Here is a 25193-nt window from a genome sequence, read left to right on the forward strand (position 1 = left end):
ACCGACGATGACGACCCGTACCGACTGGTGGCCCTATCCGCGCGTCGTCGCCCATCGTGGCGGCGGCACGCTCGCACCGGAGAACACGCTCGCCGCGCTCGACGAGGGCGCGCGCCGCGGCCACCGGATGGTCGAGTTCGACGCGAAGCTGTCGGCCGACGACGTGACGTTCCTGCTGCACGACGACACGGTCGACCGCACGTCGAACGGTCACGGCGCGGCGGCGGGCATGCGTTATGCGGCGCTGGCCGCGCTCGACGCGGGTGCGTGGCTCGACGCGCGCTTCGCCGGCGAGCGGATGCCGACGCTCGAGGCGGCGGCGGCGCGCTGCCTTGCCCACGGGCTGGCAGCGAATGTCGAGATCAAGCCGTGCCCGGGGCGCGAGCGCGAGACGGGGCAGCGCGTGGCGGCCGACGCGGCCGCGTACTGGCGTGATGCCGCGGTCCCGCCGCTCCTGTCGTCGTTCTCGTTCGAGGCGCTGCAACAGGCGCGCGCGACGGCGCCTGCGCTGCCGCGCGGGATGCTCTACGAGGCGGTGCCGGACGACTGGCATGCGCAAGTCGTCGGCGCGCTCGGCTGCGTTTCGTTGCATGCAGACCACAAGCAGCTCGACGAAGCGCTCGTGCGCGTGATCAAGGCGGCCGGGCTGCGCATCCTGGTGTACACGGTGAACGACCTCGAACGGGCGCGAGAACTCGCGCGCTGGGGTGTCGACGCGGTCTGCACGGACCGGATCGACCTCATCGCCCCCGATGCGCTGGACGATATCGCGTAGCGGCCGGTCCCGCGCGATGGTGGATGCGGGAAGACCCTGAGACAAAAAAACGACGCCCCGACGGGAATCCGCCGGGGCGTTTTGCATCGTGGAGACGTTACGTCACGAAAATTCCGCTACAAATTGCAGCAGGATTAACCATTCCCCAAATATTCGACTACGCTTAGAAGCGGTAACCGACGTTCAGGTACGTGACGATCGGGTTCAGCGAGATGTGGGCCTTCGACGTTTCCGTCAGCGTACCGACCGGCGTCCGGCGGGCCGTCGTGAAGGTCGCGGTCACGCTGACCGGGATGTACGACATCGAGAAGCCGGCGAACCAGTGTTTCGTGAAGTTGTACGTGAAGCCGGCGTTGAACACGGGCGCCCACTGGTTGCTGGTCTGCGCGCTGGTCGGGCCGCCGAGCACGCCGTTCTCGAACGCGCTGTTCGTGATCTTCGCGCCGGTGAACCAGATATACGTCGCGCCGACGCCGACATACGGACGGAACTTCGCGTTGGCGTCGTTGAAGTAGTACTTGAGGAGGAGCGCGGGGCTCCATTGGTACGCGCGGCCAAGCGTACCAAAATTCGAGAACTGGCCCTTGCCGGTGATGTCGAACTTCGGCGGAATGCCGGCGATGAACTCCGTGGCGATGTGGTCGGTCACGAAGTAACCGGTCGCCAGCGCAAGCGTGTCGGCGTCGCTGATGCCGGCGCCCGTGTTGGGTACCGATTGGTTGATGGGTGTGCCGCCGACGCCGTAGAGGAACAGCGGGTCGCTGCTGTCCTGCGGCGCAAGGTGCAGCCAGCCGGCGCTGACGTAGAAATCACCTGCGGATTGTGCATGTGCCGTACCGCCCGCAAACGTGAATGCGAGCGCTGCGGCCCCCGTAATGGCCAGTTTTCGTTTCATTGTGTCTCCTCCGATCTAAGGCGTGCTCATTATGACGACTGCGTTTAAAACCAAACAAGCTCGTAAGTTAGAGTTTTCACCCTAGGATTAGTACGACCGTACGCATTCGCGCACCGATAGGACGGGCATTCTACGTAGGTGCGCACTTTCGGACCTCCGGGTATTTCCTAACGCGTTCAAACGGACATTCAGCATGGCACGGTTAGCACGACTCTACGTTCCCGACCAGCCGCAGCACGTGATACTGCGCGGCCTGGATCAGCAACCCGCGTTCGTCGACGACCAGGACTACGAACTCTTCATCGACTGCCTGAAGGCCGCCGCGCGCGATCACCACCTGTCGGTGCATGCCTACGTGCTGCTGCCGCGCCAGGTGCAACTCCTCGTGACGCCGAGCGACGAGGCGAGCCTGCCGAAGGCGATGCAGGCCGTCGGTCGCCGCTACGTTGCGCATTTCAACCGGCGCTATTCGCGGCGCGGCACCCTGTGGGAAGGCCGCTATCGCGCGACCGTGATCGAAGGCGAGCGCTATTTCCTGCTCGCGAGTCGCGTGGTCGAGATGAGCCCGGTGCGCTCGCAGCTCGTCGCGACGCCCGAGGCCTATCGCTGGTCGAGCTACCGGCATCACGTCGGGCTCACCGTCGACAGCCTGATCACCGACCATCCGCTCTACTGGGCGCTCGGCAACACGCCGTTCGACCGCCAGCGTGCGTACAAGGAGCTGTGCGAGCAGCCGCTCGACGAGCGGCAAGCCGACCAGTTGCAGCAGGCGACGCTCAAGGGCTGGGTACTCGGCGGCGAGAACTACCGCGAGTGGGCGGCGCGCACCGCGAACCGGCGCGTATCGCCGCTGCCGCGCGGACGCCCCAGAAAGGTGCGTGAAAACACGCCGCCGATCCAGCAGTAACGCCGGAACGACGGCTCGGGAGGCGGCGCTGCGAGCGCCGCTTCTTTTTGCACCAAAACGATACGACCCCAATAAAACGGCACCAGATAGAAGCATCCATTTAATTGGGGTTCGATCGAGCGGTTTTTGTTGCTATTCCTTTGATTCGTCGCGTATATTCCGAATTCCGGTGGCCCGGGCGAAGCATGCCCATCCACCGTCGGCCGCGCCGTCTCCCGTCGGGAGCGGGATCGACGGCAACAAGAAAATGGTTCAACGGCCTCCAGGCCCCCTTTACGACGGTGTCCCCATGAACGACCACCAGCAGCCGCTCGCCGCGGTGCCCGCCGCACAAGGTCTGTATGACCCGCAAAACGAACACGACGCCTGTGGCGTCGGCTTCGTCGCTCACATCAAGGGCAAGAAGAGCCACGAGATCATTCAGCAGGGTCTGAAGATCCTCGAGAACCTCGATCACCGTGGCGCGGTCGGCGCCGATCCGCTGATGGGCGACGGCGCGGGCATCCTGATCCAGATTCCGGACGCGTTCTATCGCGAGGAAATGGCGAAGCAGGGCGTGATGCTGCCGCCGGCCGGCGAATATGGGGTCGGCATGATCTTCCTGCCGAAGGAAAACGCGTCGCGTCTCGCGTGCGAGCAGGAGCTCGAGCGCACGGTGAAGGCCGAAGGCCAGGTCGTGCTCGGCTGGCGCGACGTGCCGGTCGACCATGCGATGCCGATTTCGCCGACCGTGAAGGCGAGCGAGCCGTTGATCCGCCAGATCTTTATCGGCCGCGGCAAGGACATCATGGTGACGGACGCGCTCGAGCGGAAGCTGTACGTGATCCGCAAGACGGCGAGCCACCGCATCCAGGCGCTGAAGCTCAAGCACGGCAAGGAATACTTCGTGCCGTCGATGTCGGCGCGCACGATCGTCTACAAGGGGCTGCTGCTTGCGGGCCAGGTCGGCGTGTATTACCGCGACCTGCAGGACACGCGTGTCGTATCGGCGCTCGCGCTCGTGCACCAGCGCTTCTCGACCAATACGTTCCCGGCGTGGGAGCTGGCTCACCCGTACCGGATGATCGCGCACAACGGCGAGATCAACACCGTGAAGGGCAACGTGAACTGGCTGAACGCGCGTACCGGCGCGATCGCGTCGCACGTACTCGCCGACGATCTGCCGAAGCTGTGGCCGCTGATCTACCCGGGCCAGTCGGACACCGCATCGTTCGACAACTGTCTCGAGCTGCTGGTGATGGCCGGCTACCCGCTCGTGCACGCGGTGATGATGATGATTCCGGAAGCGTGGGAACAGCACACGCTGATGGACGAGAACCGCCGCGCGTTCTACGAATACCACGCCGCGATGATGGAGCCGTGGGATGGTCCGGCCGCGATCGCGTTCACCGACGGCCGCCAGATCGGCGCGACGCTCGACCGCAACGGCCTGCGCCCGGCCCGCTACATCGTCACCGACGACGACCTCGTCATCATGGCGTCGGAAGCCGGCACGCTGCCGATCCCCGAATCGAAGATCGTCAAGAAGTGGCGCCTGCAGCCGGGCAAGATGTTCCTGATCGACATGGAACACGGCCGCATCATCGACGACAAGGAACTGAAGGACAACCTCGCGAACGCGAAGCCGTACAAGAGCTGGATCGACGCCGTGCGCATCAAGCTCGACGAGATCGAGCCGAAGGCCGAGGACGTCGCGGCCGGCCGCACGCAGGGCGCCGCGCTGCTCGATCGCCAGCAGGCGTTCGGCTATACGCAGGAAGACCTGAAGTTCCTGATGGCGCCGATGGCGCAGCAGGGTGAAGAGGCCGTCGGTTCGATGGGCAACGACTCGCCGCTCGCGGTGATGTCGAACAAGAACAAGACGCTCTATCACTACTTCAAGCAGCTGTTCGCGCAGGTCACGAACCCGCCGATCGACCCGATCCGCGAGAACATGGTCATGTCGCTCGTGTCGTTCATCGGCCCGAAGCCGAACCTGCTCGACACGAACAACATCAACCCGCCGATGCGTCTCGAAGTGTCGCAGCCGGTGCTCGACTTCAAGGACATCGCGAAGATCCGCGCGATCGACCAGTACACGGGCGGCAAGTTCAGCGCGTACGAGCTGAACATCTGCTATCCGGTGGCCTGGGGCAAGGAAGGCATCGAGGCGCGCCTCGCGTCGCTGTGCGCGGAAGCCGTCGACGCGGTGAAGTCGGGCTACAACATGCTGATCGTGTCGGACCGCAAGACGGACGCCGAGCATGTCGCGATTCCGGCGCTGCTCGCCACGTCGGCGATCCACACGCACCTCGTCCAGCAAGGGCTGCGCACGAGCACGGGCCTCGTCGTCGAGACGGGCTCCGCGCGTGAAACGCACCACTTCGCGCTGCTCGCGGGCTACGGCGCGGAAGCCGTGCACCCGTATCTCGCGATGGAAACGCTCGCGAAGATGGCCGAAGGCCTGCCGGGCGACCTGTCGCCGGAGAAGGCTGTCTACAACTTCACGAAGGCAGTCGGCAAGGGCCTGCAGAAGGTGATGTCGAAGATGGGCATCTCGACGTACATGTCGTACACGGGCGCGCAGATCTTCGAAGCGCTCGGCCTGTCGAGCGACCTCGTCGAGAAGTACTTCAAGGGCACGGCGTCGAAGGTCGGCGGCATCGGCCTGTTCGAAGTGGCGGAAGAGGCGATCCGTCTGCACCGCGACGCGTTCGGCGACAGCCCGGTCCTGCGCGACATGCTCGACGCGGGCGGCGAGTACGCGTACCGCGTGCGCGGCGAAGACCACATGTGGACGCCGGATTCGATCGCGAAGCTGCAGCACGCGACGCGCAGCAACTCGTATCAGACGTACAAGGAATACGCGCACCTGATCAACGACCAGACCAAGCGTCACATGACGTTCCGCGGCCTGTTCGAGTTCAAGGTCGAGCCAACCAAGGCGATCCCGATCGACGACGTCGAGCCGGCGAAGGACATCGTCAAGCGCTTCGCGACGGGCGCGATGTCGCTCGGTTCGATCAGCACCGAAGCGCACGCAACGCTCGCGATCGCGATGAACCGGATCGGCGGCAAGTCGAACACCGGCGAGGGCGGCGAGGACGAGAAGCGTTATCGCAACGAACTGCGCGGCATTCCGATCAAGTCGGGCGAGACGCTGAAGTCGGTGATCGGCGACGAGATCGTCAGCGACATTGCGCTGAAGGACGGCGATTCGCTGCGCTCGAAGATCAAGCAGGTCGCATCGGGCCGCTTCGGCGTCACCGCCGAGTACCTCGCGTCGGCCGACCAGATCCAGATCAAGATGGCGCAGGGCGCGAAGCCGGGTGAAGGCGGCCAGCTGCCGGGCCACAAGGTGTCCGAATACATCGGCAAGCTGCGTTACTCGGTGCCGGGCGTCGGCCTGATCTCGCCGCCGCCGCACCACGACATCTACTCGATCGAGGATCTGGCGCAGCTGATCCACGACCTGAAGAACGTGAACCCGAGCGCGAGCATCTCCGTGAAGCTCGTGTCGGAAGTGGGCGTCGGCACGGTCGCGGCCGGTGTCGCGAAGGCGAAGGCCGATCACGTCGTGATCGCCGGCCATGACGGCGGCACGGGTGCGTCGCCGCTGTCGTCGGTCAAGCACGCGGGCACGCCGTGGGAACTCGGCCTCGCCGAAACGCAGCAGACGCTGGTGCTGAACCGCCTGCGCGGCCGTATCCGCGTGCAGGCCGACGGCCAGATGAAGACGGGCCGCGACGTCGTGATCGGCGCGCTGCTCGGTGCGGACGAATTCGGCTTTGCGACGGCGCCGCTCGTCGTCGAAGGCTGCATCATGATGCGCAAGTGCCACCTGAACACGTGCCCGGTCGGCGTCGCGACGCAGGACCCGGTGCTGCGTGCGAAGTTCAAGGGCCAGCCCGAGCACGTCGTGAACTACTTCTTCTTCGTCGCCGAGGAAGTGCGCGAGATCATGGCGCAGCTCGGCATCGCGAAGTTCGACGACCTGATCGGCCGCGCCGACCTGCTCGATACGCGCAAGGGCGTCGAGCACTGGAAGGCGAAGGGCCTCGACTTCTCGCGCGTGTTCTACCAGCCGGAAGAGTGCGAGGACGTCGCGCCGCGTCACGTCGACGTGCAGGATCACGGCCTCGAGCGCGCGCTCGACCACGTGTTGATCGAGAAGGCGAAGGCCGCGATCGAGAACGGCGAGCATGTGTCGTTCATCCAGCCGGTGCGCAACGTGAACCGGACGGTCGGCGCGATGCTGTCGGGCGTGATCGCGAAGAAGCACGGCCATGAAGGCCTGGCCGACGACGCGGTGCACATCCAGCTGAAGGGCACGGCCGGCCAGAGCTTCGGCGCGTTCCTCGCGAAGGGCGTGACGCTCGACCTCGTCGGCGACGGCAACGACTACGTCGGCAAGGGCCTGTCGGGCGGCCGGATCATCATCCGACCGACCAACGACTTCCGCGGCAAGTCCGAGGAAAACATCATCTGCGGCAACACGGTGATGTACGGCGCGATCGAAGGCGAAGCCTTCTTCCGCGGCGTCGCGGGCGAGCGCTTCTGCGTGCGCAACTCGGGCGCGACGGCGGTCGTCGAAGGCACGGGCGACCACGGCTGCGAATACATGACGGGCGGCACGGTCGTCGTGCTCGGCGAGACCGGGCGCAACTTCGCGGCCGGCATGTCGGGCGGTCTCGCGTACATCTACGATCCGGAAGGCACGTTCGCGGCGAAGTGCAACAAGTCGATGGTCGCGCTCGAGCCGGTGCTGCAGCAGGCCGAGCAGGAGCGCACGGTCGACCGCGCACTCTGGCATGCGGGCACGACGGACGAAGCGCTGCTCAAGGGGCTCGTCGAGCGTCATTTCCAGTTCACGGGTTCGCCGCGCGCGAAGTCGCTGCTGGAAAACTGGGACGCGGCGCGCCGCCAGTTCGTGAAGGTGTTCCCGCACGAATACAAGCGCGCGCTCGGCGAGATCGGTGCGAAGAAGGCGGCGAAGGAAGAACTGGCCGCCTGAGCGACGAACGACATAGCGACTGCCGCGCGCGCATGACTGCCGCGCGCGGCTCCCCCACTCGATATACCGAACAGAAGAGCACCTTATGGGCAAGGCAACCGGTTTTCTGGAGTTCGAACGCCGCCACGAGGCGTACGAAGCACCGCTCACGCGCGTGAAGCACTACAAGGAATTCGTCGCGGCACTGACCGACGCGGACGCGAAGGTCCAGGGCGCGCGCTGCATGGATTGCGGCATTCCGTTCTGCAACAACGGCTGCCCGGTCAACAACATCATTCCGGACTTCAACGATCTCGTTTACCGCCAGGACTGGCAGCAGGCGATCGAAGTCCTGCATTCGACCAACAACTTCCCGGAATTCACGGGCCGCATCTGCCCGGCGCCGTGCGAAGCGGCGTGCACGCTCGGGATCAACGACGACCCGGTCGGCATCAAGTCGATCGAGCACGCGATCATCGACAAGGCCTGGGCGGAAGGCTGGGTGAAGCCGCTGCCGGCCGAGCACAAGACGGGCAAGAAGGTTGCCGTCGTCGGCTCGGGCCCCGCAGGCCTCGCCGCCGCGCAGCAGCTCGCGCGTGCGGGCCACGACGTGACGGTGTTCGAGAAGAACGACCGCGTCGGCGGCCTGCTGCGCTACGGCATTCCCGACTTCAAGCTCGAGAAGTGGCTGATCGACCGCCGCATGCGCCAGATGGAAGCGGAAGGCGTGACGTTCCGCACCAGCGTGTTCATCGGCAAGGATCCGCTGCCCGAGTCGATCGGCAGCCTTGCGAAGGAAACCATTTCGCCGGACACGCTGAAGGAAGAATTCGACGCGGTCGTGATCGCCGGCGGGTCGGAAACGCCGCGCGACCTGCCGGTGCCGGGCCGCGAGCTCGCGGGCGTCCATTTCGCGATGGATTTCCTGCCGCAGCAGAACCGCGTGAACGCGGGCGACAAGCTCGTCGACCAGTTGCTCGCGAAGGGCAAGCACGTGATCGTGATCGGCGGTGGCGACACGGGTTCGGACTGCGTCGGCACGTCGAACCGCCACGGCGCGAAGCAGGTCACGCAGTTCGAGCTGCTGCCGCAGCCGCCGGAAGAGGAAAACAAGCCGCTCGTGTGGCCGTACTGGCCCATCAAGCTGCGCACGTCGTCGTCGCACGAGGAAGGCTGCGAGCGCGACTGGGCAGTCGCGACGAAGCGTCTCGAAGGCAAGAACGGCAAGGTCGAGAAGCTGATCGCGGTGCGCGTCGAGTGGAAGGACGGCAAGATGCAGGAAGTGCCGGGCTCCGAATTCGAAATGAAGGCCGACCTCGTCCTGCTCGCGATGGGTTTCACGCAGCCGGCCGCACCCGTGCTCGAGGCATTCGGTGTCGCGAAGGATGCGCGCGGCAACGCGCGTGCGGCGACCGAAGGCGATCGTTCGTACTACACGTCGGTCGACAAGGTGTTCGCGGCGGGCGACATGCGCCGCGGCCAGTCGCTCGTGGTGTGGGCGATCCGCGAAGGCCGCCAGTGCGCGCGCTCGGTCGATGCGTACCTGATGGGGCATTCGGAGCTGCCGCGCTGAGTTGAATAGCGCGAGCGGGTTTCGATGAAAGCCGGGCGTCCGAAAGGGCGCCCGGTTTTTTTCATTGCCGACAATGCTCACATGCGGACAGCATGTTCGCTGTCACCGCAGCGCCTCGCCATTTTCCCGAACCGTCGCCTAACCTGATCGCATCGGATATCGATTTTCCGCGATCCTGCTTTCCTTTCGTTTTGTAATGATCCTTGCAAACTGTCATATCATATGGCCCCTTCGACCGCGTGCGCGCGGCTGCCTCATATGACCGACCCCATTTACAAGGACTCTGGATGGAAGCATTCGTGCAAGGGCTGATCGACGCCGTCAACGGCGTGCTGTGGAACTACGTGCTGATCGCGCTGCTGCTCGGCGTGGGCGCGTGGTTCACGCTGCGGTTCCGGATGATCCAGCTGAAGGCGCTGTTGCTCAGCATCAAGCTGGTCGGCAGCAAGGGCGAGCCGGGCAGCATCTCGTCGTTCCAGGCATTCGCGACCGGGCTCGCAAGCCGCGTCGGCACCGGCAACATCGCCGGCGTCGCGGTCGCGCTGACCGTCGGCGGGCCAGGCGCGATCTTCTGGATGTGGATGACGGCGCTCGTCGGGATGTCGTCCGCGTTTGTCGAGGCGACGCTCGCGCAGATCTTCAAGGTGTCGCATCCGGACGGCAGCTATCGCGGCGGCCCCGCGTACTACATCCAGACGGGCCTGCGTTCGCGCGGCTTCGGCGTGCTGTTCTCGCTGTCGCTGATCCTCGCGTTCGGCTTCGTGTTCAATGCGGTGCAGGCCAACGCGATCGCCGATGCGTTCGACACGTCGTTCGGCTGGAGCCGCGCGACGGTAGGTCTCGGGCTCGTGCTGCTGACCGCGCCGATCATCTTCGGCGGGATTCGCCGGATCGCGGCAGTTGCGCAGGTGATCGTGCCGCTGATGGCGATCGGCTATCTCGCGCTCGCGGTCTACGCGGTCGCGACGCATATCGCGCTGGTGCCGGGCGTGATCGCGCTGATCGTGAAGAGCGCGTTTGGTCTCGAGCAGGCGGCGGGTGGCCTGACGGGCTATGCGGTCAGCCAGGCAGTCGCGATGGGCGTGAAGCGCGGGCTGTTCTCGAACGAGGCCGGCATGGGCAGCGCGCCGAATGCGGCGGCCACCGCCAGCACGCGGCATCCGGTCGTGCAGGGGCTGATCCAGATGCTCGGCGTGTTCGTCGACACGATCGTGATCTGCAGCGCCACCGCCTTCGTGATCCTGCTGTCGGGCCAGTACGAACTGGGCACCGGCATGGAAGGCGCGGCGCTCACCCAGCGCTCGATCGCGAGCCACGTCGGCGATTGGGGCGGCATCTACATGGCATTCGCGATCTTCTTCTTCGCGTATTCGTCGGTGATCGGCAACTACGCGTATGCGGAGGGCAACGTCGAGTTCATCACGAGGCGGCGCGGCGTGCTGCCGCTGTTCCGCGTCGCGGTGCTCGCGATGGTGATGTTCGGCAGCGTCGGGCAACTGCCGCTCGTGTGGGCGATGGCCGATACGAGCATGGGGCTGATGGCGATCATCAACCTGATCGCGATCCTCGCGCTGGGCAAGTACGCGCACGCGGCATGGCGCGACTATCGCCGTCAGCGCGCGGCAGGCGTTGCCGATCCGGTGTTCACGCGCAACACGATTCCGGCACTCGCGAACGTGCTGCCGGCCGACGTGTGGGGCGAGCATGGCCCGCTGCCGCAGCGTCCGGCCGCGGCCGATGCCGCGAGCGTGCCTCGCGCGGTGGTGCGCGAGTCATGAACGGCGACCGGCTGCGCGTGTTCGTCGCGCTGATGCCCGATGCGGCATCGCGCGACGCGCTGCACGCGTTGCCGGTTGCACGTGGCGCGCGGCGTTCGCTGCCCGCGCAACTGCATGTGACGCTCGCGTTCGTTGGCGCGATCGAGCGGGTGTGCTGCGACGAGCTGGCCGCATGCCTGCCGGCGCTCGCGGCCGCGCATGCATTGCCGTTGATGCCGGTCGAACGGATCGCGTGGTGGCCGAGCCTGCCGCGCGCGCGGCTGATCGTCGCGGAACTGGCCGCCGAGCCGGCGTGTGCGGCGTTGAATGTCGCGCTGTCGGCGAAGCTGCGCGCGCTCGGCGTGCCGGCTGACCGGCGGCCGTTCCGCCCGCACGTGACACTCGCGCGGCTGCCGCACGATGCGGTCGGGCAGCCGGCGCACGGCGGTGCGGTGAAGCGGCCGGTCGCGCTGCGGTTCGATGCGCTTACGCTGTTTGAAAGCCGGTTGTCGCACGAAGGCGTGTCGCATCGGCCGATCGTGTCGGCGCCGATTGCGCAGGCGGGCGGCGAAGCGGCGGATTGAGCCGTTCCGGGGAGGCCTGGCAAAGGCCGGCCGCCGTCGTTGCCATGCCGCGTGCGGGCTGCCGCTGCATCGCTGCGGCGACGTCGCGCAGCCTCCAGCCTGCTATCCGTAGCGCGCGAGCGTCAGTCCCGACAGATCGATTTCCGGTTCTCGCCCTGTAACGAGATCCGCCACCACCTTCCCCGATCCCATCGACATTGCCCAGCCGGTCGAGCCGTGGCCGACGTTGAGCCAGAGCCCGTCGATCCCGCTCGCGCCGAGCAGCGGCGGCCCGTCAGGCGTCATCGGCCGGCGGCCGACCCAGAAGCGCGCCGACGTGCGATCGGCCGCGTGCGGGAACCAGTCGTCGAGCACCTTCATCAGCGTATCGAGCGCCTGCTGTCGCAGCGCTGCGCGCCGGTTGCCGAGTTCCGCGGTACCCGCGACGCGCAACGTCGGGCCGAAACGCGTGATCGCCGTCTTCAGCGATTCGTCCATCAGCGCGGCACGCGGTGCCTTCTCGTCGTCGACGACGGTGAGCGTCGCCGAGTAGCCCTTCACCGGATACAGCGGCACATCGATGCCGTGCGGCCGCAGCAGGCCGGCGCTGTCGACGCCGAGCGCGACGACGATCGCGTCGGCGGCGAGCCGCGCGCCGCGGTGCTTGCCGCCGGGGTTTGATGCGCGCGGATTCGGCCCGTCATCCCCGTCGCCGTGACCAACGATCCGCACGCCGCGCACCCGGCCGGCTTCAACGTCGAGCGCCTGCACCTGCGTGCGAAAGCTGAACGCCACGCCGTTTGCTTCGCACAGCGCCCGCAATTCGCGCGTGAAGCGTGCGCAATCGCCGGCTTCGTCGTCGGGCAGGTAGATGCCGCCGACGGGCGCCTGCCGCGCCCAGCGCAGGCCCGGTTCGATCGCCGTGCAGCCGGCCGCGTCGAGCTCGCGAAACGCGATGCCCGCGTCGCGCAGTACCTTCAGCGCGGGCTGCACCATCTCGACGTCGAATGCGCCGCGCAGCAGTTGCAGGTAGCCGCGGCTCGCGCCGTAGTCGAACGGATGGCGGTCGCGAAACGCGTGCAGGCACGCGCGGCTGTAATACGCGATGCGCTGCATCCGCTGCTTGTTCACGCGGAACCGCTCGAACTCGCATTCGCGCAGCCAGCGCGCGATCCAGCGCCACTGCGCGGTGTCGAGCGTGGGCCTGAAGATCAGCGGCGACGCGGGCTTGAACAGGTACTTGAGGATCTTGCCGGGCATGCCGGGCGCGGCCCACGGCATTACGTAGCCGGGGGCGATCACGCCCGCGTTGCCGAGGCTCGTCGCCTGGGCAACGTCGTCCTCGCGCTCGATCACGGTGACGTCGCAGCCTGCTTCGCGCAGGTGCCAGGCGGTGGTGACGCCGATCACGCCGGCGCCGAGAACGATCACGTGCATGCGGTTTTCCGGGCGAAGAGGGGCTCAGGACGCGACGGCCGGATCGTCGGCGAGCGACCTGCCGCGCGTTTCCGGGAGCACGAGCGCGGCGACGATCACGAGCAGGTAGCCGCCGCCCGCGACGAGGCCGATCGCCTTCACGAGCGACATCGACTGCGACAGCGAGCCGACGAGGATCGGGAAGAACGAGCCGAGTCCGCGCCCGAGGTTGTAGCAGAAGCCCTGGCCGGAACCGCGGATCGCACCGGGATACAGCTCCGACAGGTACGCGCCGATGCCCGCGAAGATCCCCTGCACGACGATGCCGAGCGGGAAGCCGAGCAGCAGCATCGCGGTGTCGGTGATCGGCAGCATCGTGTACGCCATGCCGAGCGAGAACGAGCCGATCGCGAACAGGATGAACGACGCGCGGCGGCCGAGCCGGTCGGACAGGATCGCGCCGACCACGTAGCCGACGAACGAGCCGACGATCAGCACGACGAGATAGCTGCTCGTGTTGAACACCGACAGGTGGCGGACGGTTTTCAGGTAGGTGGGCAGCCACGTCGTGATCGCGTAGTAGCCGCCGAGCATCCCGGTGCACAGCGCGCTGCCGAACAGCGTCGCGCGCAGGTGCGCTGGCGAGAAGATCTCGAGGAAGTGGCCCGACACGCGGCCTTCGTCGCGTGCACGGCGGGTGGCCGTGTAGATGTCGGGATCGCTGACGTTGCGGCGGATGTACAGGATCCACAGCGCGGGCACGATGCCGATCCAGAAGCACGCGCGCCACGCGACCTGCTCGGGCAGCAGCGCGAAGAACGCCCAGTAGAGGATCGCGGCCGCGCCCCAGCCGAACGACCAGCTGCTCTGCACGGTGCCGACCGCTTTCCCGCGATGCTCGGGCGAGCGGATCGTCTCGGCCATCATGATCGTCACGACCGACCATTCGCCGCCGAAGCCGAAGCCCTGCAGCGTGCGCGTCGCGAGCAGTTGCCAGAACGAGTGGGTGAAGCCGGACAGGCACGTGAACAGCGCGAACGTCGCGATCGTCCACTGCAGCACGCGTACGCGGCCGTAGCGATCGGCAAGGATGCCGGCGACCCAGCCGCCGAGCGCCGACGAGATCAGCGAACTCGTCGCGATCATCCCGGCCTCGCTCTTCGTCATGCCCCAGGTGGCGATCAGCGTCGGAATCAGGAACGAATAGATCATGAAGTCGAACGCGTCGACCGCGTAGCCGCCGAAGCCGGCGTACAGCGTCCTGCGCTCGCGCGTCGACAGTTCGTTGAACCACTGGAATGCCTGCATGCTTGCCGCCCCCTCGTTTGTCTCGTCCCGCGCTGCCGTACGGCGGCTATTTTACGGGCGGGATGCGGGGTGCCAAAAAGGTGAGTGCAGGTGCGTGGCGGTGCGGCGAACGGTGAGGGCGGCGTTCGTTCGGGGAAGGCGTGACGGCCGATCGCGCCTGGGCGCCATGCCGGCACTTGCTTCAGAGCGTCAGGCCGCCGTCGACGTGAATGACCTGACCGGTAATTTGCCGCGCGGCGTCCGACAACAGGAACGCGATCAGTGCGGCCACATCGTCGGGTTCGGCGATCCGGCCGAGGGGTGTCGCCTGTTCGGCGTGCGCCCACGCAGTCGCATTGCCGGCGCTCGGCCCGTGGTCCTTGCGCGTGAAGCCCGGCGCGACGGCATTGACGGTGATGCCGCGCGCGGCGAATTCGGCGGCGGCGGTGCGCACGAGCGATTCGAGCGCGGCCTTGGCGGCGGCGGTGGCCGCGAACGGTGCGTCGGCGCGGTAGCGGTGCGCGACGAACGAGCTGACCGCGACGATCCGTGGCGCGGCCGACGCTTCGAGCAGCGGTCGCGCGCGGCCCACGAGCGAGGAGAACGCGCCGGGCATCGCCGCGAAGGCGGACGCGAGCGCGTCCGCGGAAAGATCGGACAAGGATTGCCGTGCGGCGAAGCCCGCGTTGGCGACGAGCTGATCGAGCCCGCCGAAGCGCGTGGCGGCTGCATCGACGAGCGAAGCGGCGACGCCCGGCTCACCGAGATCGCCGGTGAGCGTGATGCACGCCGCGCCGGCCCCCGTGCACGCATGCGCGACTTCGGCGAGGCGGGCGCGCGCTGCGCCGTCCGCGCCGCGCGCATGCAGCGCCAGTGCGATGCCGGGTGCCGCGAGCCGTCGCGCGAGTGCCGCGCCGATCCCCGAACCGGCGCCGGTGATCAGCGTGATCCGGACGATGTGCGCGGCCCGTTCGGTCACGCCGCGACCTTGTCGCTGTCGTTCACGCGCTCGACGTTGATCGTGCCGACGTGGAACGCGGCCAGCGACTCGCGGTGCGCGATGCTGACGATCGCGGCCTTCGGCAGCCGTTCGGCGAACAGGTGGTACAGGCGTGCTTCGTTGTCGGCGTCGAGCGCGCTGGTCGCCTCGTCGAGGAACAGGAAGTCGGGCTTGTGCAGCAGCACGCGCGCGCCGGCCAGGCGCTGCTGTTCGCCCGGCGACAGCACGCGGGTCCAGTGCGCGTTCTCGTCGAGGCGGTCGACGTAATCCTCGAGGCGGCATGCGCGCAGCGCGTCGCGGCAGGCTTCGTCGCTGAACGCGTCGGGTGTCGCCGGATAGGTGAGTGCTGCCTTCAGCGTGCCGATCGGCAAGTAGCTCGTCTGCGGCACGAACATCATCCGCGCGCCGACCGGCGCATCGATCGCGCCGTCGCCGAACGGCCACAGGCCCGCGAGCGCGCGCATGAACGTGCTCTTGCCGGAACCCGACTTGCCGATCACGAGCCAGCGCGAGCCGGGCTCGATCGTGACGCTGCCGATGTTTGCGAGCGCCTCGCCGTTCGGCAGCGCGAGCTTGAGCGACGACGTCGACAGCCTCGCCGCATCGACATAGTGCAGGTTGATGCCGCCGTGCTCGGTCGCGGGCGACAGGCTTTCCTTCAGGTGGGACGTCCCCATCACGCGCTTGAATTCGCGCAGACGGTTGACGGTGGCGCGCCATTCGACGAGGGTCGAGTAACTGTTGATGAACCACGAGAACGAATCGCTGACGGTGCCGAACGCGGACGAGATCTGCATCAGCACGCCGAACGAGAACGCGCCCGCGAAATAGCGCGGCGCGGCGACGACCAGCGGGAAGATGATCGCGATCTGCCCGTAGAAGCTCAGCACGAACGTGAGCCGCTTCGTGTACTTCATCACGCGCCACCAGTTGTCGCGGATGCGCATGAAGAGGGTCTGCGCGTTGCCGGTCTCGGTCTTCTCGCCGTCGTAGAACGCGATCTGCTCGGCATTCTCGCGCACGCGGATCAGCCCGAAGCGGAAGTCGGCCTCGACACGCTGCTGCTGGTAGTTGATCGACACGAGCGGATGGCCGACCTTCTGGATGATCAGCGAGCCGACCACCGCGTACAGCGCGGCCGCCCACACCATGTAACCGGGGATCGCGATCGGCGTCGCGCCGAGCGAAATCGTCAGCGCGCCGGCGAGCGACCACAGGATCGTGATGAACGACACGAGCGTGACGACCGTCGACAGCAGGTCGAGCGACAGCGCGAGCGTGGTCGTCGCGAACGACTGGAGATCGTCGGTAATCCGCTGGTCGGGGTTGTCGGCGAGGCGGTCACGCTCGATCCGGTAGAACGCGCGATCGCCGAGCCACTGGCCGAGAAAGCGGTCGGTGAGCCACTGGCGCCAGCGGAAGCCGAGCATCTGCCGCAGGTAGCGGCCGTACACGGCGAGGATGATGAACGCGAACGCGAGCGCGGAGAACTGCATCAGCAGGTTCGGGAAGTCGTGGACGTCCTTCGACTGCAGCGCGTTGTAGAACTCCGCGTTCCACTTGTTCAGCCGGACGTTGATCCAGACCACGCAGAGGTTGATCGCGATGATCGCGACCAGCAGGCCCCACGCGATTTTCCATTCGGACGATACCCAGTAGGGCTTGATGAGGCTCCATGCGGATACCGGGCGCTCGTCCTGCGGCGCGTCGGAGGCGGCGGAGCGGACGGGATCGATCGATTGGGTCATGTGCTTCCTGATGAGTAGCCGGCGCGCGGGCCGGGCGAAGCCGGGCGCGCGCCGCGATACGGCATGCCGGGACGCGGCGCCGACTGACGGCGGGCGTCCGGATGGTCGCCCGCGTGTCTTAAACGGCGCTTAAGGCCGGCGGTGACGCGGCAACCGGCCGCTCACGCGGCCGGCCTGCGGGCATTGTGCCAGAGCGGCGCGGCACGACGGCGAATTTGCCGCAAGGGGACAGTTTGCGGCGCTTTCCGCTTTTATGGTCTAATGGCCGACGACGAAACAGGGGTGCTTCGTGGCGTGGCCGGCAGATGTTCCGGGCAGCGCGATGAGGCTGAGAAAGACCCTTCGCACCCGATCCGGGTAATACCGGCGAGGGAAGTTTCTGATCCCGCCGGGTCGCGCTGGCTGCCATCCCACATGGTCAGCGCCCTTGTCCCGCCCGGCCGGCCTTTGCTGCCGGTTTCGTCCTTTTGGGTACGCGCCTTGCGCGTTACGGAAGGAATGATGACCGCACAATCTTCAGTCTTTTGCATGGTTCCCGGCCCGATGTCGCGTGCGTTCGCACGGGGCGGCGCGTGCACGTCGACGCTCGTCGCGCGTGCTCGCGCGGCTCGCGAGGAGCGTGTGCGATGAACGTCCAGGATTCCCGGCCCGATTTCGCGGTGCTCGGCGGCGGCCTCGTCGGCCGCCTGATCGCATGGCGGCTCGCGGGCGACGGTCATCGCGTCGCGCTCTACGAGCGCGGCGGCCCGGACGGCGAGCAGTCGGCCGCATGGGTCGCGGCCGCGATGCTCGCGCCGCTCGCGGAAGCCGCGAGCGCGGAACTGCTGATCACCGAGCTCGGCGCAGCTTCCCTCGCGCGCTGGCCGCAGTGGCTCGCGGAACTGCCCGAACCCGTCTTCTTCCAGCATCACGGCACGCTCGTCGTCTGGCATCACGCGGACCGCGCGGAGGCGCCGCTGTTCGAGCGGCGCGTGCGCGCGAACGCGCCTGCCGACCTGTTCGACAACGGTTTCGTGACGCTCGCCGGCGCGCAGGTCGATGCGGCCGAGCCGGTGCTCGCGGGCCGCTTCGCGCGCGGCCTGCTGCTGCCGAACGAAGGCCAGCTCGACAACCGCCAGGCGCTGCACGCGCTCGCGGCGGGCCTCGTCGAGCGTGGCGTCGACCTGCACTGGCACGTCACGATCGACGATGCGAACCTGCCCGCCGCGCATGTCACGATCGATTGCCGCGGGCTCGGCGCGAAACCCGCGCTGCCGGCGTTGCGCGGCATCCGCGGCGAAGTCGCGCGCGTGCGCGCGCCCGGCATCGGGCTTACCCGGCCCGTGCGGCTGCTGCATCCGCGCTACCCGCTGTACATCGCGCCGAAGCAGGACGATCTCTATGTGATTGGCGCGACCGAGGTGGAGGGCGAGGACATGTCGCCCGTCAGCGTGCGCTCCGCGCTTGAATTGCTGAGCGCGGCGTTCTCCGTGCATCCGGCGTTCGGCGAGGCGCGCATCCTCGAACTCAACGCGCAGTGCCGGCCGACGCTGCCCGATCATCGCCCGGCGGTGATCTGGGACGGCGCATCGACGCTCGCCGTCAACGGCCTGTACCGGCACGGCTTCATGATCGCGCCGGAAGTCGCGCACGCGGCGGTTGCGGTCGCCGAAGCCGCGCTCGGCGGCGCGTTCGGCGATGCCGATGCGTTCGCCGCGTGGCGCGACGCCGAGCGCTGGCCGACGCTCCTTCATCATCGCCACGACGCGCGCCAGCCGGCCTGACGCGCGCTGCCGACCGAATTCGACGAAGCCTCATGGATATCCAGATCAACCAACAGAACCTGACGTTGCCCGACGGCGCAACGGTGGCCGACGCGCTCGCCGCGTACGGCGCGCGTCCGCCGTATGCGGTCGCGCTGAACGGCAACTTCGTCGCGCGCACGCAGCACGCGGCGCGCGCACTCGCGGCGGGCGACAAGCTCGACGTCGTGCACCCGGTCGCGGGCGGCTGAGCGCCGCCGGTTCGTCCCCGCTCTTCCAGGAAAACGACATGACGTCCCCCACCTCCGCCGACGCGCTGACGCTGTACGGCGAAACCTTTGCAAGCCGCGTGCTGCTCGGCACGTCGCGCTACCCGTCGCTGCAGTCGCTGTCCGATTCGATCGCCGCGTCGCGCCCCGGGATGGTGACGGTCGCGCTGCGCCGCCAGATGACGGGCGGCACGGCCGAAGCCGGCTTCTTCGAGCTGCTCAAGCGCCACGCGGTGCCGCTGCTGCCGAACACGGCCGGCTGCCAGACCGTCGCCGAAGCCGTGACGACCGCTCATATGGCGCGCGAGGTCTTCGGCACCGACTGGATCAAGCTCGAACTGATCGGCGACGACTACACGCTGCAGCCGGATCCGGTCGGGCTGATCGAGGCGGCCGCGCAACTGGTGAAGGACGGTTTCAAGGTGTTGCCGTACTGCACCGAGGATCTCGTGATCGGCCGGCGCCTGCTCGATGTCGGCTGCGAGGCGCTGATGCCGTGGGGCGCGCCGATCGGCACGGGCAAGGGCGTCGTGAACCCGTACGGCTTGCGCGTGCTGCGCGAGCGGCTGCCCGACGTGCCGCTGATCGTCGACGCGGGGCTCGGCGTGCCGTCGCACGCGTGCCAGGTGATGGAGTGGGGTTTCGACGGCGTGTTGCTGAACACCGCCGTATCGCAGGCCACGCACCCGGAGATCATGGCGCGCGCGTTTGCGCAGGGCGTCGAGGCCGGCCGCGCCGCGTATCTCGCCGGGCCGATGGATGCGCGCGAGACCGCGCATGCGAGCACCCCGGTCGTCGGGATGCCGTTCTGGCACCAGGACGGAGGCGGCGCATGAGCGCGCGTTTCGCCGATGCATTCTGGCCGCCGGCCGACGAACTGGCCGAAGCGGCCGAACGGATTCGCGCGCGGCTCGGCGACTGGCCGGGCGGTGCGGCGCCGTGGCGCCTCTGCGTTGCGGTGCCCGATGTGCCGGCCGACGGCGACGTGCTGATCGTCTCGGCCGGCGACCGCGCCGCGCAGGCGCGCGCGTCGGCTGCGTCGCGGCCCGCGGCACCGGGCGCGGTCGCGATCGAATTCGACGAGCAGGGCGCGGTGCTGCACGCGGCGGGTGCACGCTACGCGCTCGACGCCGCGCATCCGCTCGGGGACGACTGGATCGCCGCGCTCGCCGCGTTCCTCGATTGCGGCTTTGCGCCGGTCGACGCGCTGGTGCTGGCGCTGGCCTGGCGCGACGGCGACGAGACGCGCGCGGCAGACGCGTGGCCGGTCGACGCCGCACGGTTCCCGCGCGTCGCCGGGCTGCCGGCCGCGCCCGAGCCCGCGTTCGCGCCATGCCCCGCGCAGCTCGGCCTCTATCCGGTCGTGCCGGATGCCGAATGGGTCGAGCGCGTGCTCGATTGCGGTGTGCGGACCGTGCAGTTGCGCGTGAAAGGCGCGACGCCGGACGCGTTGCGCCGGGAAATCGCGCGTGCGGTCGCGGCGGGGTGCCGCTATCCAGATGCACGCGTGTTCATCAACGATCACTGGCAGATCGCAGCAGATGAAGGCGCGTATGGCGTTCATCTCGGCCAGGAAGACCTCGAGACGGCCGACCTGGCGGCAATCGCGCGCGCGGGCCTGCGGCTCGGACTGTCGAGCCACGGTTATTACGAAATGTTGCGGGCGCTGCACGAGCGCCCGAGCTACCTCGCGCTCGGCCCCGTGTACGCGACCGCGACCAAGGCCGTTGCGGCGCCGCCGCAGGGCCTCGCGCGGATCACCCGCTATGCGCGCTTCGCGGGCACGCAGGCGCCGCTCGTCGCGATCGGCGGGGTGGGCCTCGACACGCTGCCGGCCGTGCTGGCAACCGGCGTCGGCAGCGTCGCGGTGGTCAGTGCGGTCACGGGCGCAGCCGACTATCGGACTGCGCTTATTGCGCTGCAGCAATGTTTTCCCGGACAATTTGACAATCATTGACCGCAGGGCCCGGAACGGCGTCACGACATCATTCCAATGCAGGCCCTATAATTCGGCGTTCTGCGTAAAAGGACTGTCCGCTCCGTGAGCCCCACTCCTCCCGAGACATTGCTGGAACTTCGCGACGTCGACTTTGGCTACGGCGACCGCCTCGTCCTGTCCAACCTGAACCTGCGCTTCGGGCGTGGGCAGGTCGTTGCGGTCATGGGCGGGTCGGGTTGCGGCAAGACGACCGTGCTGCGCCTGATCGGCGGCCTCGTGCGCGCGCGCCGCGGCCAGGTGCTGTTCGACGGCGCCGATGTCGGCGCGCAATCGCGCGACGGCCTGTACGCGCTGCGCCGCAAGATGGGCATGCTGTTCCAGTTCGGCGCGTTGTTCACCGACATGTCGGTGTTCGAGAACGTCGCGTTCGCGCTGCGCGAGCACACCGACTTGCCCGACGACCTGATCCGCGACCTCGTGCTGATGAAGCTCAACGCGGTCGGGCTGCGCGGTGCGCGCGACCTGATGCCGTCCGAGGTGTCGGGCGGGATGGCGCGCCGCATCGCGCTGGCACGCGCGATCGCGCTCGATCCGCAGCTCATCATGTACGACGAGCCGTTCGCGGGCCTCGATCCGATCTCGCTCGGCATCACCGCGAACCTGATCCGCACGCTGAACCAGGCGCTGGGCGCCACGTCGATCCTCGTCACGCACGACGTGCCGGAATCGTTCGCGATCGCCGACTACGTGTATTTCCTGGCCAACGGCGGCGTGCTTGCGCAGGGTACGCCCGACGAGCTACGCGCATCGACCGATCCGAGCGTGCGGCAGTTCATCGACGGCGCGCCGGACGGCCCGTTCAAATTTCATTACACGAGCCCGCCGCTTGCCGCGGATTTCGGGCTCGGCGGAGGGCGCGCATGATCAGCGCGATCGGACGTTACGTCATCGGCGGCCTCGAGCGCACGGGCTACGGCACGCGCCTGTTCGTGCGCCTCGTGCTGGAATTCTTCCCGCTGCTGCGCCGGCCGCGGCTGGTCACGAAGCAGATCCACTTCCTCGGCAACTATTCGTTCGTGATCATTGCCGTGTCGGGGCTGTTCGTCGGCTTCGTGCTCGGCCTGCAGGGGTATTACACGCTGAACCGCTACGGTTCCGAGCAGGCGCTCGGCCTGCTGGTCGCACTGTCGCTCGTGCGTGAGCTCGGGCCGGTCGTCACCGCGCTGCTGTTCGCGGGCCGCGCGGGCACGTCGCTCACGGCCGAGATCGGTCTGATGAAAGCCGGCGAACAGCTCACCGCGCTCGAGATGATGGCGGTGGACCCGATCAAGAACGTGATCGCGCCGCGCATGTGGGCGGGCATCATCGCGATGCCGCTCCTCGCCGCGATCTTCAACGCGGTCGGCGTGCTCGGCGGCTACTTCGTCGGCGTCGTGCTGATCGGCGTCGATCCGGGCGCGTTCTGGTCGCAGATGCAGGGCGGCGTGCAGGTCTGGGCCGACGTCGGCAACGGCGTGCTGAAGAGCATCGTGTTCGGGTTCGCCGTGACCTTCATTGCACTGTATCAAGGGTATGAAGCCAAGCCCACGCCCGAGGGCGTGTCGCGCGCGACCACCAAGACGGTCGTGTTCGCGTCGCTTGCCGTACTCGGCCTCGATTTCCTGCTGACCGCGCTGATGTTCAGCTAAGCCTCAGCCAAGCCAAATTTTGGGATGACGATGAAAAAGACTGCTCTCGACTTCTGGGTCGGCCTGTTCGTGGTGGTGGGCTTCCTTGCGGTGCTGTTCCTGGCGCTGAAGGTCGGCAACATGAGCTCGCTGTCGTTTCAGCCGACCTATTCGGTGAAGATGAAATTCGACAATATCGGCGGGCTGAAGCCGCGCGCGGCCGTGAAGAGCGCGGGCGTCGTGGTCGGCCGCGTGAAGACGATCGGCTTCGACACGAACACGTACCAGGCACTTGTCACGATCGATATCGATGGCCAGTACCCGTTCCCGAAGGATTCGTCGGCGAAGATCCTGACGTCGGGCCTGCTCGGCGAGCAATATGTCGGCCTCGATCCGGGCGGCGACACCGAAATGCTGAAGTCGGGCGATACGATCACGATGACGCAATCGGCGATCGTGCTCGAGAACCTGATCGGCCAGTTCCTGTACAGCAAGGCTGCCGATGCGGGCGGGGCGAAACCCGCAGCCGGTGCGCCGGCCGCACCGGCGCCGGTGGCGGTGCCGGCGTCGGCGGTGTCCGCCGCGTCCGGTTCGGCGGCCCAATAACCACACGAGAGAAAACAAGAGGGTAATGACCATGCAGACGATCCGCATCAGGCAGGCCGCGCTGGCGGTGGCGGCAGTCGCCGCGTTGAGCGGCTGCGCGACCGTGCAGACGCCGACCAAGGGCGATCCGCTCGAAGGCTTCAACCGGACGATGTACAAGTTCAACGACACGGTCGACACGTATGCGCTGAAGCCGGTCGCGAAGGGCTACCAGTACGTGGTGCCGCAGCCGGTGCGTGACAGCGTGACGAACTTCTTCTCGAACATCGGCGACGTCTACATCGCGGCGAACAACATCGTGCAGCTGCGGATCGCGGACGGCGTCGGCGACATCATGCGGGTCGTGATCAACACGGTGTTCGGCGTCGGCGGCCTGTTCGACGTCGCGACGATCGCGAAGCTGCCGAAGCACACGGCCGACTTCGGGATCACGATGGGCCGCTACGGCGTGCCGTCGGGCCCGTATCTCGTGCTGCCGCTGCTCGGCCCGAGCACGCTGCGCGACACGGCCGGCCTGGGCGTCGACTACGTCGGCAACCCGCTCACCTACGTGAAGCCGGATGGCGTGAGCTGGGGCCTGTTCGGCGTCAACCTCGTCAACACGCGTTCGAACCTGCTCGGCGCAGGCGACGTGCTGGATGCCGCGGCCCTCGACAAGTATTCGTTCGTGCGTAACGCGTACCTGCAGCGTCGCCAGATGCTGATCAGCAACGCCCGCGGCGAGGCGGCCGCGACGTCGGGCAACGACGCGCTGCCGAAGTACGACCTGCCGGAAGACGGCGCGGCGCCGGCGGCAGCCGGTACGGCGGGCGGTGCAACGGCGCCGGCGGGCGCATCGGGCGCGGCGGTGGCCGCACCGGCTTCGGGCACGGCCGAATCGCCGAACCCGGCCAGCGAAACGAACGTGCCGGCGATGCAGGTGGCGCCGCCGTCGCCGGGCGGCTTCCGCTTCCCGAGCATCCGGCTGCACTGACGCATTTACATTCGTTACAGCCGGAAACGATTCAGTCGGTAGCGTGCGCGAACTTGCGCGTAAGCTACCTGCTCCAACCTCCGCATCGACTCATTCATGCAGGTCACTATGATGAAAAAACTGTTCCTGATCCCCGTTTTCGCGGCGCTGTTCTCGTTCGGCAGCGCAGCCCACGCGCAAGTCGACCAGTCGAACCCGCAAGCGCTGATCAAGACGGCGACGCAGCAGGTGCTCGACGAAGTCAAGCAGCAGACGATCAAGCAGGGCGACACCAACCGCATCATTACGATCGTCAACAAGGACATCCTGCCGTACACCGATTTCCGCCGCACCACGCAGCTCGCGATGGGGCGCAACTGGCGCACGGCCACGGTCGAGCAGCAGCAGCAGGTCCAGGAGCAGTTCAAGCTGCTGCTGATCCGCACGTATTCGGGTGCGCTGGCGCAGCTGAAGCCGGACCAGCAGATCCAGTACCCGCCGTTCCGTGCCGATCCGGCCGATACCGATGTCGTGGTCAAAACGGTCGCGATGAACAACGGCCAGCCGGTCCAGATCGATTACCGCCTGTACAAGACGGCGAACGGCTGGAAGGTGTATGACCTGAACGTGCTCGGCGCGTGGCTGATCCAGACGTACCAGCAGCAGTTCAACGAGAAGATCCAGCAGAGCGGCGTGGACGGCCTGATCCAGTTCCTCACGCAGCGCAACCAGCAACTTGCCGCCGGCAAGCAAGCGTCGTGAGCGGCTTCGAAGCCGGCTCCTCGCTGACCGTCGCGAGCGCGAAGTCCGCGCTCGCGGACGGTCTTGCGCGCATCGGCGCGGGCGCGACCGCCGTCGATTGCGCGGCGCTGACGCAGTTCGACTCGTCCGCGCTCGCCGTGCTGCTCGCATGGCAACGTGCCGCCAAAGCGCGCGGCGCGACCCTCGACATCCTCAATCTCCCCCCGAAGCTCGCCAGCCTCGCGCGCGCCTACGGCGTCGACGCGCTCATCGAGGGCACCGGGCGACATTGACCCTGTCCGACCGGAGCCTGCCGCGCCGCCCGGCGCGCGCACGCTCCAGGCCGCGTGCCTCCGGCACCGGCTCCACCAGCCGGTTTGCCCT

General features: G+C 67.5%; 21 protein-coding genes and 1 riboswitch. Of the genes, 16 read left to right on the forward strand and 5 right to left on the reverse strand.

The features are described from left to right. Nucleotides 1-7 precede the first annotated feature (7 nt). Nucleotides 8-775 carry a glycerophosphodiester phosphodiesterase gene (gene ugpQ, locus ACPTTC_RS01800; RefSeq protein ID WP_423391372.1) on the forward strand — a complete coding sequence of 256 codons (768 nt, stop codon included), beginning with the start codon at nt 8-10 and terminating at the stop codon, nt 773-775. 163 nt (nt 776-938) lie between these two features. On the opposite strand, the gene ACPTTC_RS01805 is transcribed toward ugpQ, so the two are convergent. Next, a complete protein-coding gene (locus tag ACPTTC_RS01805; protein ID WP_423391373.1) occupies nt 939-1670 on the reverse strand; it encodes an OmpW/AlkL family protein in 732 nt (243 codons plus the stop codon). 193 nt (nt 1671-1863) lie between these two features. On the opposite strand from ACPTTC_RS01805, the gene ACPTTC_RS01810 reads away from it, so the two are divergent. The 5 genes from ACPTTC_RS01810 (at nt 1864) to thpR (ending at nt 11463) form a co-directional block, all read left to right on the forward strand. Next, a complete protein-coding gene (locus tag ACPTTC_RS01810) occupies nt 1864-2577 on the forward strand; it encodes a transposase (RefSeq protein ID WP_027783329.1) in 714 nt (237 codons plus the stop codon). 289 nt (nt 2578-2866) lie between these two features. Beyond that, the gene (locus tag ACPTTC_RS01815) at nt 2867-7570 is read left to right on the forward strand and encodes a glutamate synthase-related protein (RefSeq protein WP_423391374.1); all 4704 of its coding nucleotides are present in this window, start codon (nt 2867-2869) and stop codon (nt 7568-7570) included. A gap of 85 nt (nt 7571-7655) precedes the next feature. Further along, on the forward strand, nt 7656-9122 hold the full coding sequence (locus tag ACPTTC_RS01820; RefSeq protein ID WP_423391375.1) for a glutamate synthase subunit beta: 1467 nt from the start codon (nt 7656-7658) through the stop codon (nt 9120-9122). Between the two features lie 287 nt (nt 9123-9409). After that, entirely contained in the window at nt 9410-10900 is a 1491-nt protein-coding gene (locus ACPTTC_RS01825) for an alanine/glycine:cation symporter family protein (RefSeq protein WP_226200895.1), read from the forward strand. Beyond that, entirely contained in the window at nt 10897-11463 is a 567-nt protein-coding gene (gene thpR, locus ACPTTC_RS01830; RefSeq protein ID WP_423391376.1) for an RNA 2',3'-cyclic phosphodiesterase, read from the forward strand. Before ACPTTC_RS01825 ends, thpR begins: the two co-directional genes overlap by 4 nt. Before the next feature lie 102 nt (nt 11464-11565). Here the strand turns inward: thpR and ACPTTC_RS01835 are convergent, their stop codons facing one another. From ACPTTC_RS01835 to ACPTTC_RS01850, 4 genes are all read right to left on the reverse strand, one after another. Continuing rightward, a complete protein-coding gene (locus ACPTTC_RS01835) occupies nt 11566-12879 on the reverse strand; it encodes a D-amino acid dehydrogenase (protein ID WP_423391377.1) in 1314 nt (437 codons plus the stop codon). 24 nt (nt 12880-12903) lie between these two features. Continuing rightward, complete coding sequence (locus ACPTTC_RS01840) at nt 12904-14166, reverse strand: MFS transporter (protein ID WP_423391378.1); 1263 nt, start codon at nt 14164-14166, stop codon at nt 12904-12906. A 181-nt stretch (nt 14167-14347) separates the two neighbouring features. Next, nucleotides 14348-15124, reverse strand: coding sequence for an SDR family oxidoreductase (locus ACPTTC_RS01845; RefSeq protein ID WP_423391379.1), 777 nt, complete (start codon nt 15122-15124; stop codon nt 14348-14350). Continuing rightward, entirely contained in the window at nt 15121-16893 is a 1773-nt protein-coding gene (locus tag ACPTTC_RS01850) for an ABC transporter ATP-binding protein/permease (RefSeq protein ID WP_226200899.1), read from the reverse strand. Before ACPTTC_RS01850 ends, ACPTTC_RS01845 begins: the two co-directional genes overlap by 4 nt. A gap of 268 nt (nt 16894-17161) precedes the next feature. Beyond that, nucleotides 17162-17285, forward strand: a riboswitch (TPP riboswitch). A gap of 234 nt (nt 17286-17519) precedes the next feature. Between ACPTTC_RS01850 and ACPTTC_RS01855 the strand changes: the two genes are divergently transcribed. The 10 genes from ACPTTC_RS01855 (at nt 17520) to ACPTTC_RS01900 (ending at nt 25102) form a co-directional block, all read left to right on the forward strand. Further along, nucleotides 17520-18656 (forward strand): FAD-dependent oxidoreductase, encoded by a 1137-nt coding sequence (locus tag ACPTTC_RS01855; RefSeq protein ID WP_423391380.1) that lies wholly within the window; start codon nt 17520-17522, stop codon nt 18654-18656. A 32-nt stretch (nt 18657-18688) separates the two neighbouring features. After that, entirely contained in the window at nt 18689-18886 is a 198-nt protein-coding gene (thiS, locus tag ACPTTC_RS01860; protein ID WP_011350713.1) for a sulfur carrier protein ThiS, read from the forward strand. Nucleotides 18887-18924: 38 nt separating this feature from the next. Continuing rightward, nucleotides 18925-19740 carry a thiazole synthase gene (locus ACPTTC_RS01865; protein WP_175957881.1) on the forward strand — a complete coding sequence of 272 codons (816 nt, stop codon included), beginning with the start codon at nt 18925-18927 and terminating at the stop codon, nt 19738-19740. Continuing rightward, nucleotides 19737-20861 (forward strand): thiamine phosphate synthase, encoded by a 1125-nt coding sequence (thiE, locus tag ACPTTC_RS01870; protein WP_423391381.1) that lies wholly within the window; start codon nt 19737-19739, stop codon nt 20859-20861. Before ACPTTC_RS01865 ends, thiE begins: the two co-directional genes overlap by 4 nt. A gap of 84 nt (nt 20862-20945) precedes the next feature. Next, nucleotides 20946-21767, forward strand: coding sequence for an ABC transporter ATP-binding protein (locus ACPTTC_RS01875; protein WP_226200902.1), 822 nt, complete (start codon nt 20946-20948; stop codon nt 21765-21767). Next, nucleotides 21764-22531 (forward strand): lipid asymmetry maintenance ABC transporter permease subunit MlaE, encoded by a 768-nt coding sequence (mlaE, locus tag ACPTTC_RS01880; protein WP_011350717.1) that lies wholly within the window; start codon nt 21764-21766, stop codon nt 22529-22531. Before ACPTTC_RS01875 ends, mlaE begins: the two co-directional genes overlap by 4 nt. A gap of 24 nt (nt 22532-22555) precedes the next feature. Next, a complete protein-coding gene (gene mlaD / locus ACPTTC_RS01885) occupies nt 22556-23116 on the forward strand; it encodes an outer membrane lipid asymmetry maintenance protein MlaD (RefSeq protein ID WP_423391382.1) in 561 nt (186 codons plus the stop codon). 31 nt (nt 23117-23147) lie between these two features. Beyond that, entirely contained in the window at nt 23148-24089 is a 942-nt protein-coding gene (locus ACPTTC_RS01890; protein WP_226200984.1) for an MlaA family lipoprotein, read from the forward strand. Between the two features lie 111 nt (nt 24090-24200). Continuing rightward, nucleotides 24201-24830, forward strand: a complete 630-nt coding sequence (locus ACPTTC_RS01895; protein ID WP_226200904.1) for an MlaC/ttg2D family ABC transporter substrate-binding protein — start codon at nt 24201-24203, stop codon at nt 24828-24830. After that, a complete protein-coding gene (locus tag ACPTTC_RS01900; RefSeq protein ID WP_027788544.1) occupies nt 24827-25102 on the forward strand; it encodes an STAS domain-containing protein in 276 nt (91 codons plus the stop codon). The genes ACPTTC_RS01895 and ACPTTC_RS01900 overlap by 4 nt, the downstream gene beginning before the upstream one ends. The last annotated feature ends 91 nt before the right edge of the window (nt 25103-25193 follow it).

The organism is Burkholderia mycopellens, assembly GCF_964265025.1.
In the GTDB taxonomy this organism is placed as follows: Bacteria; Pseudomonadota; Gammaproteobacteria; order Burkholderiales; family Burkholderiaceae; genus Burkholderia.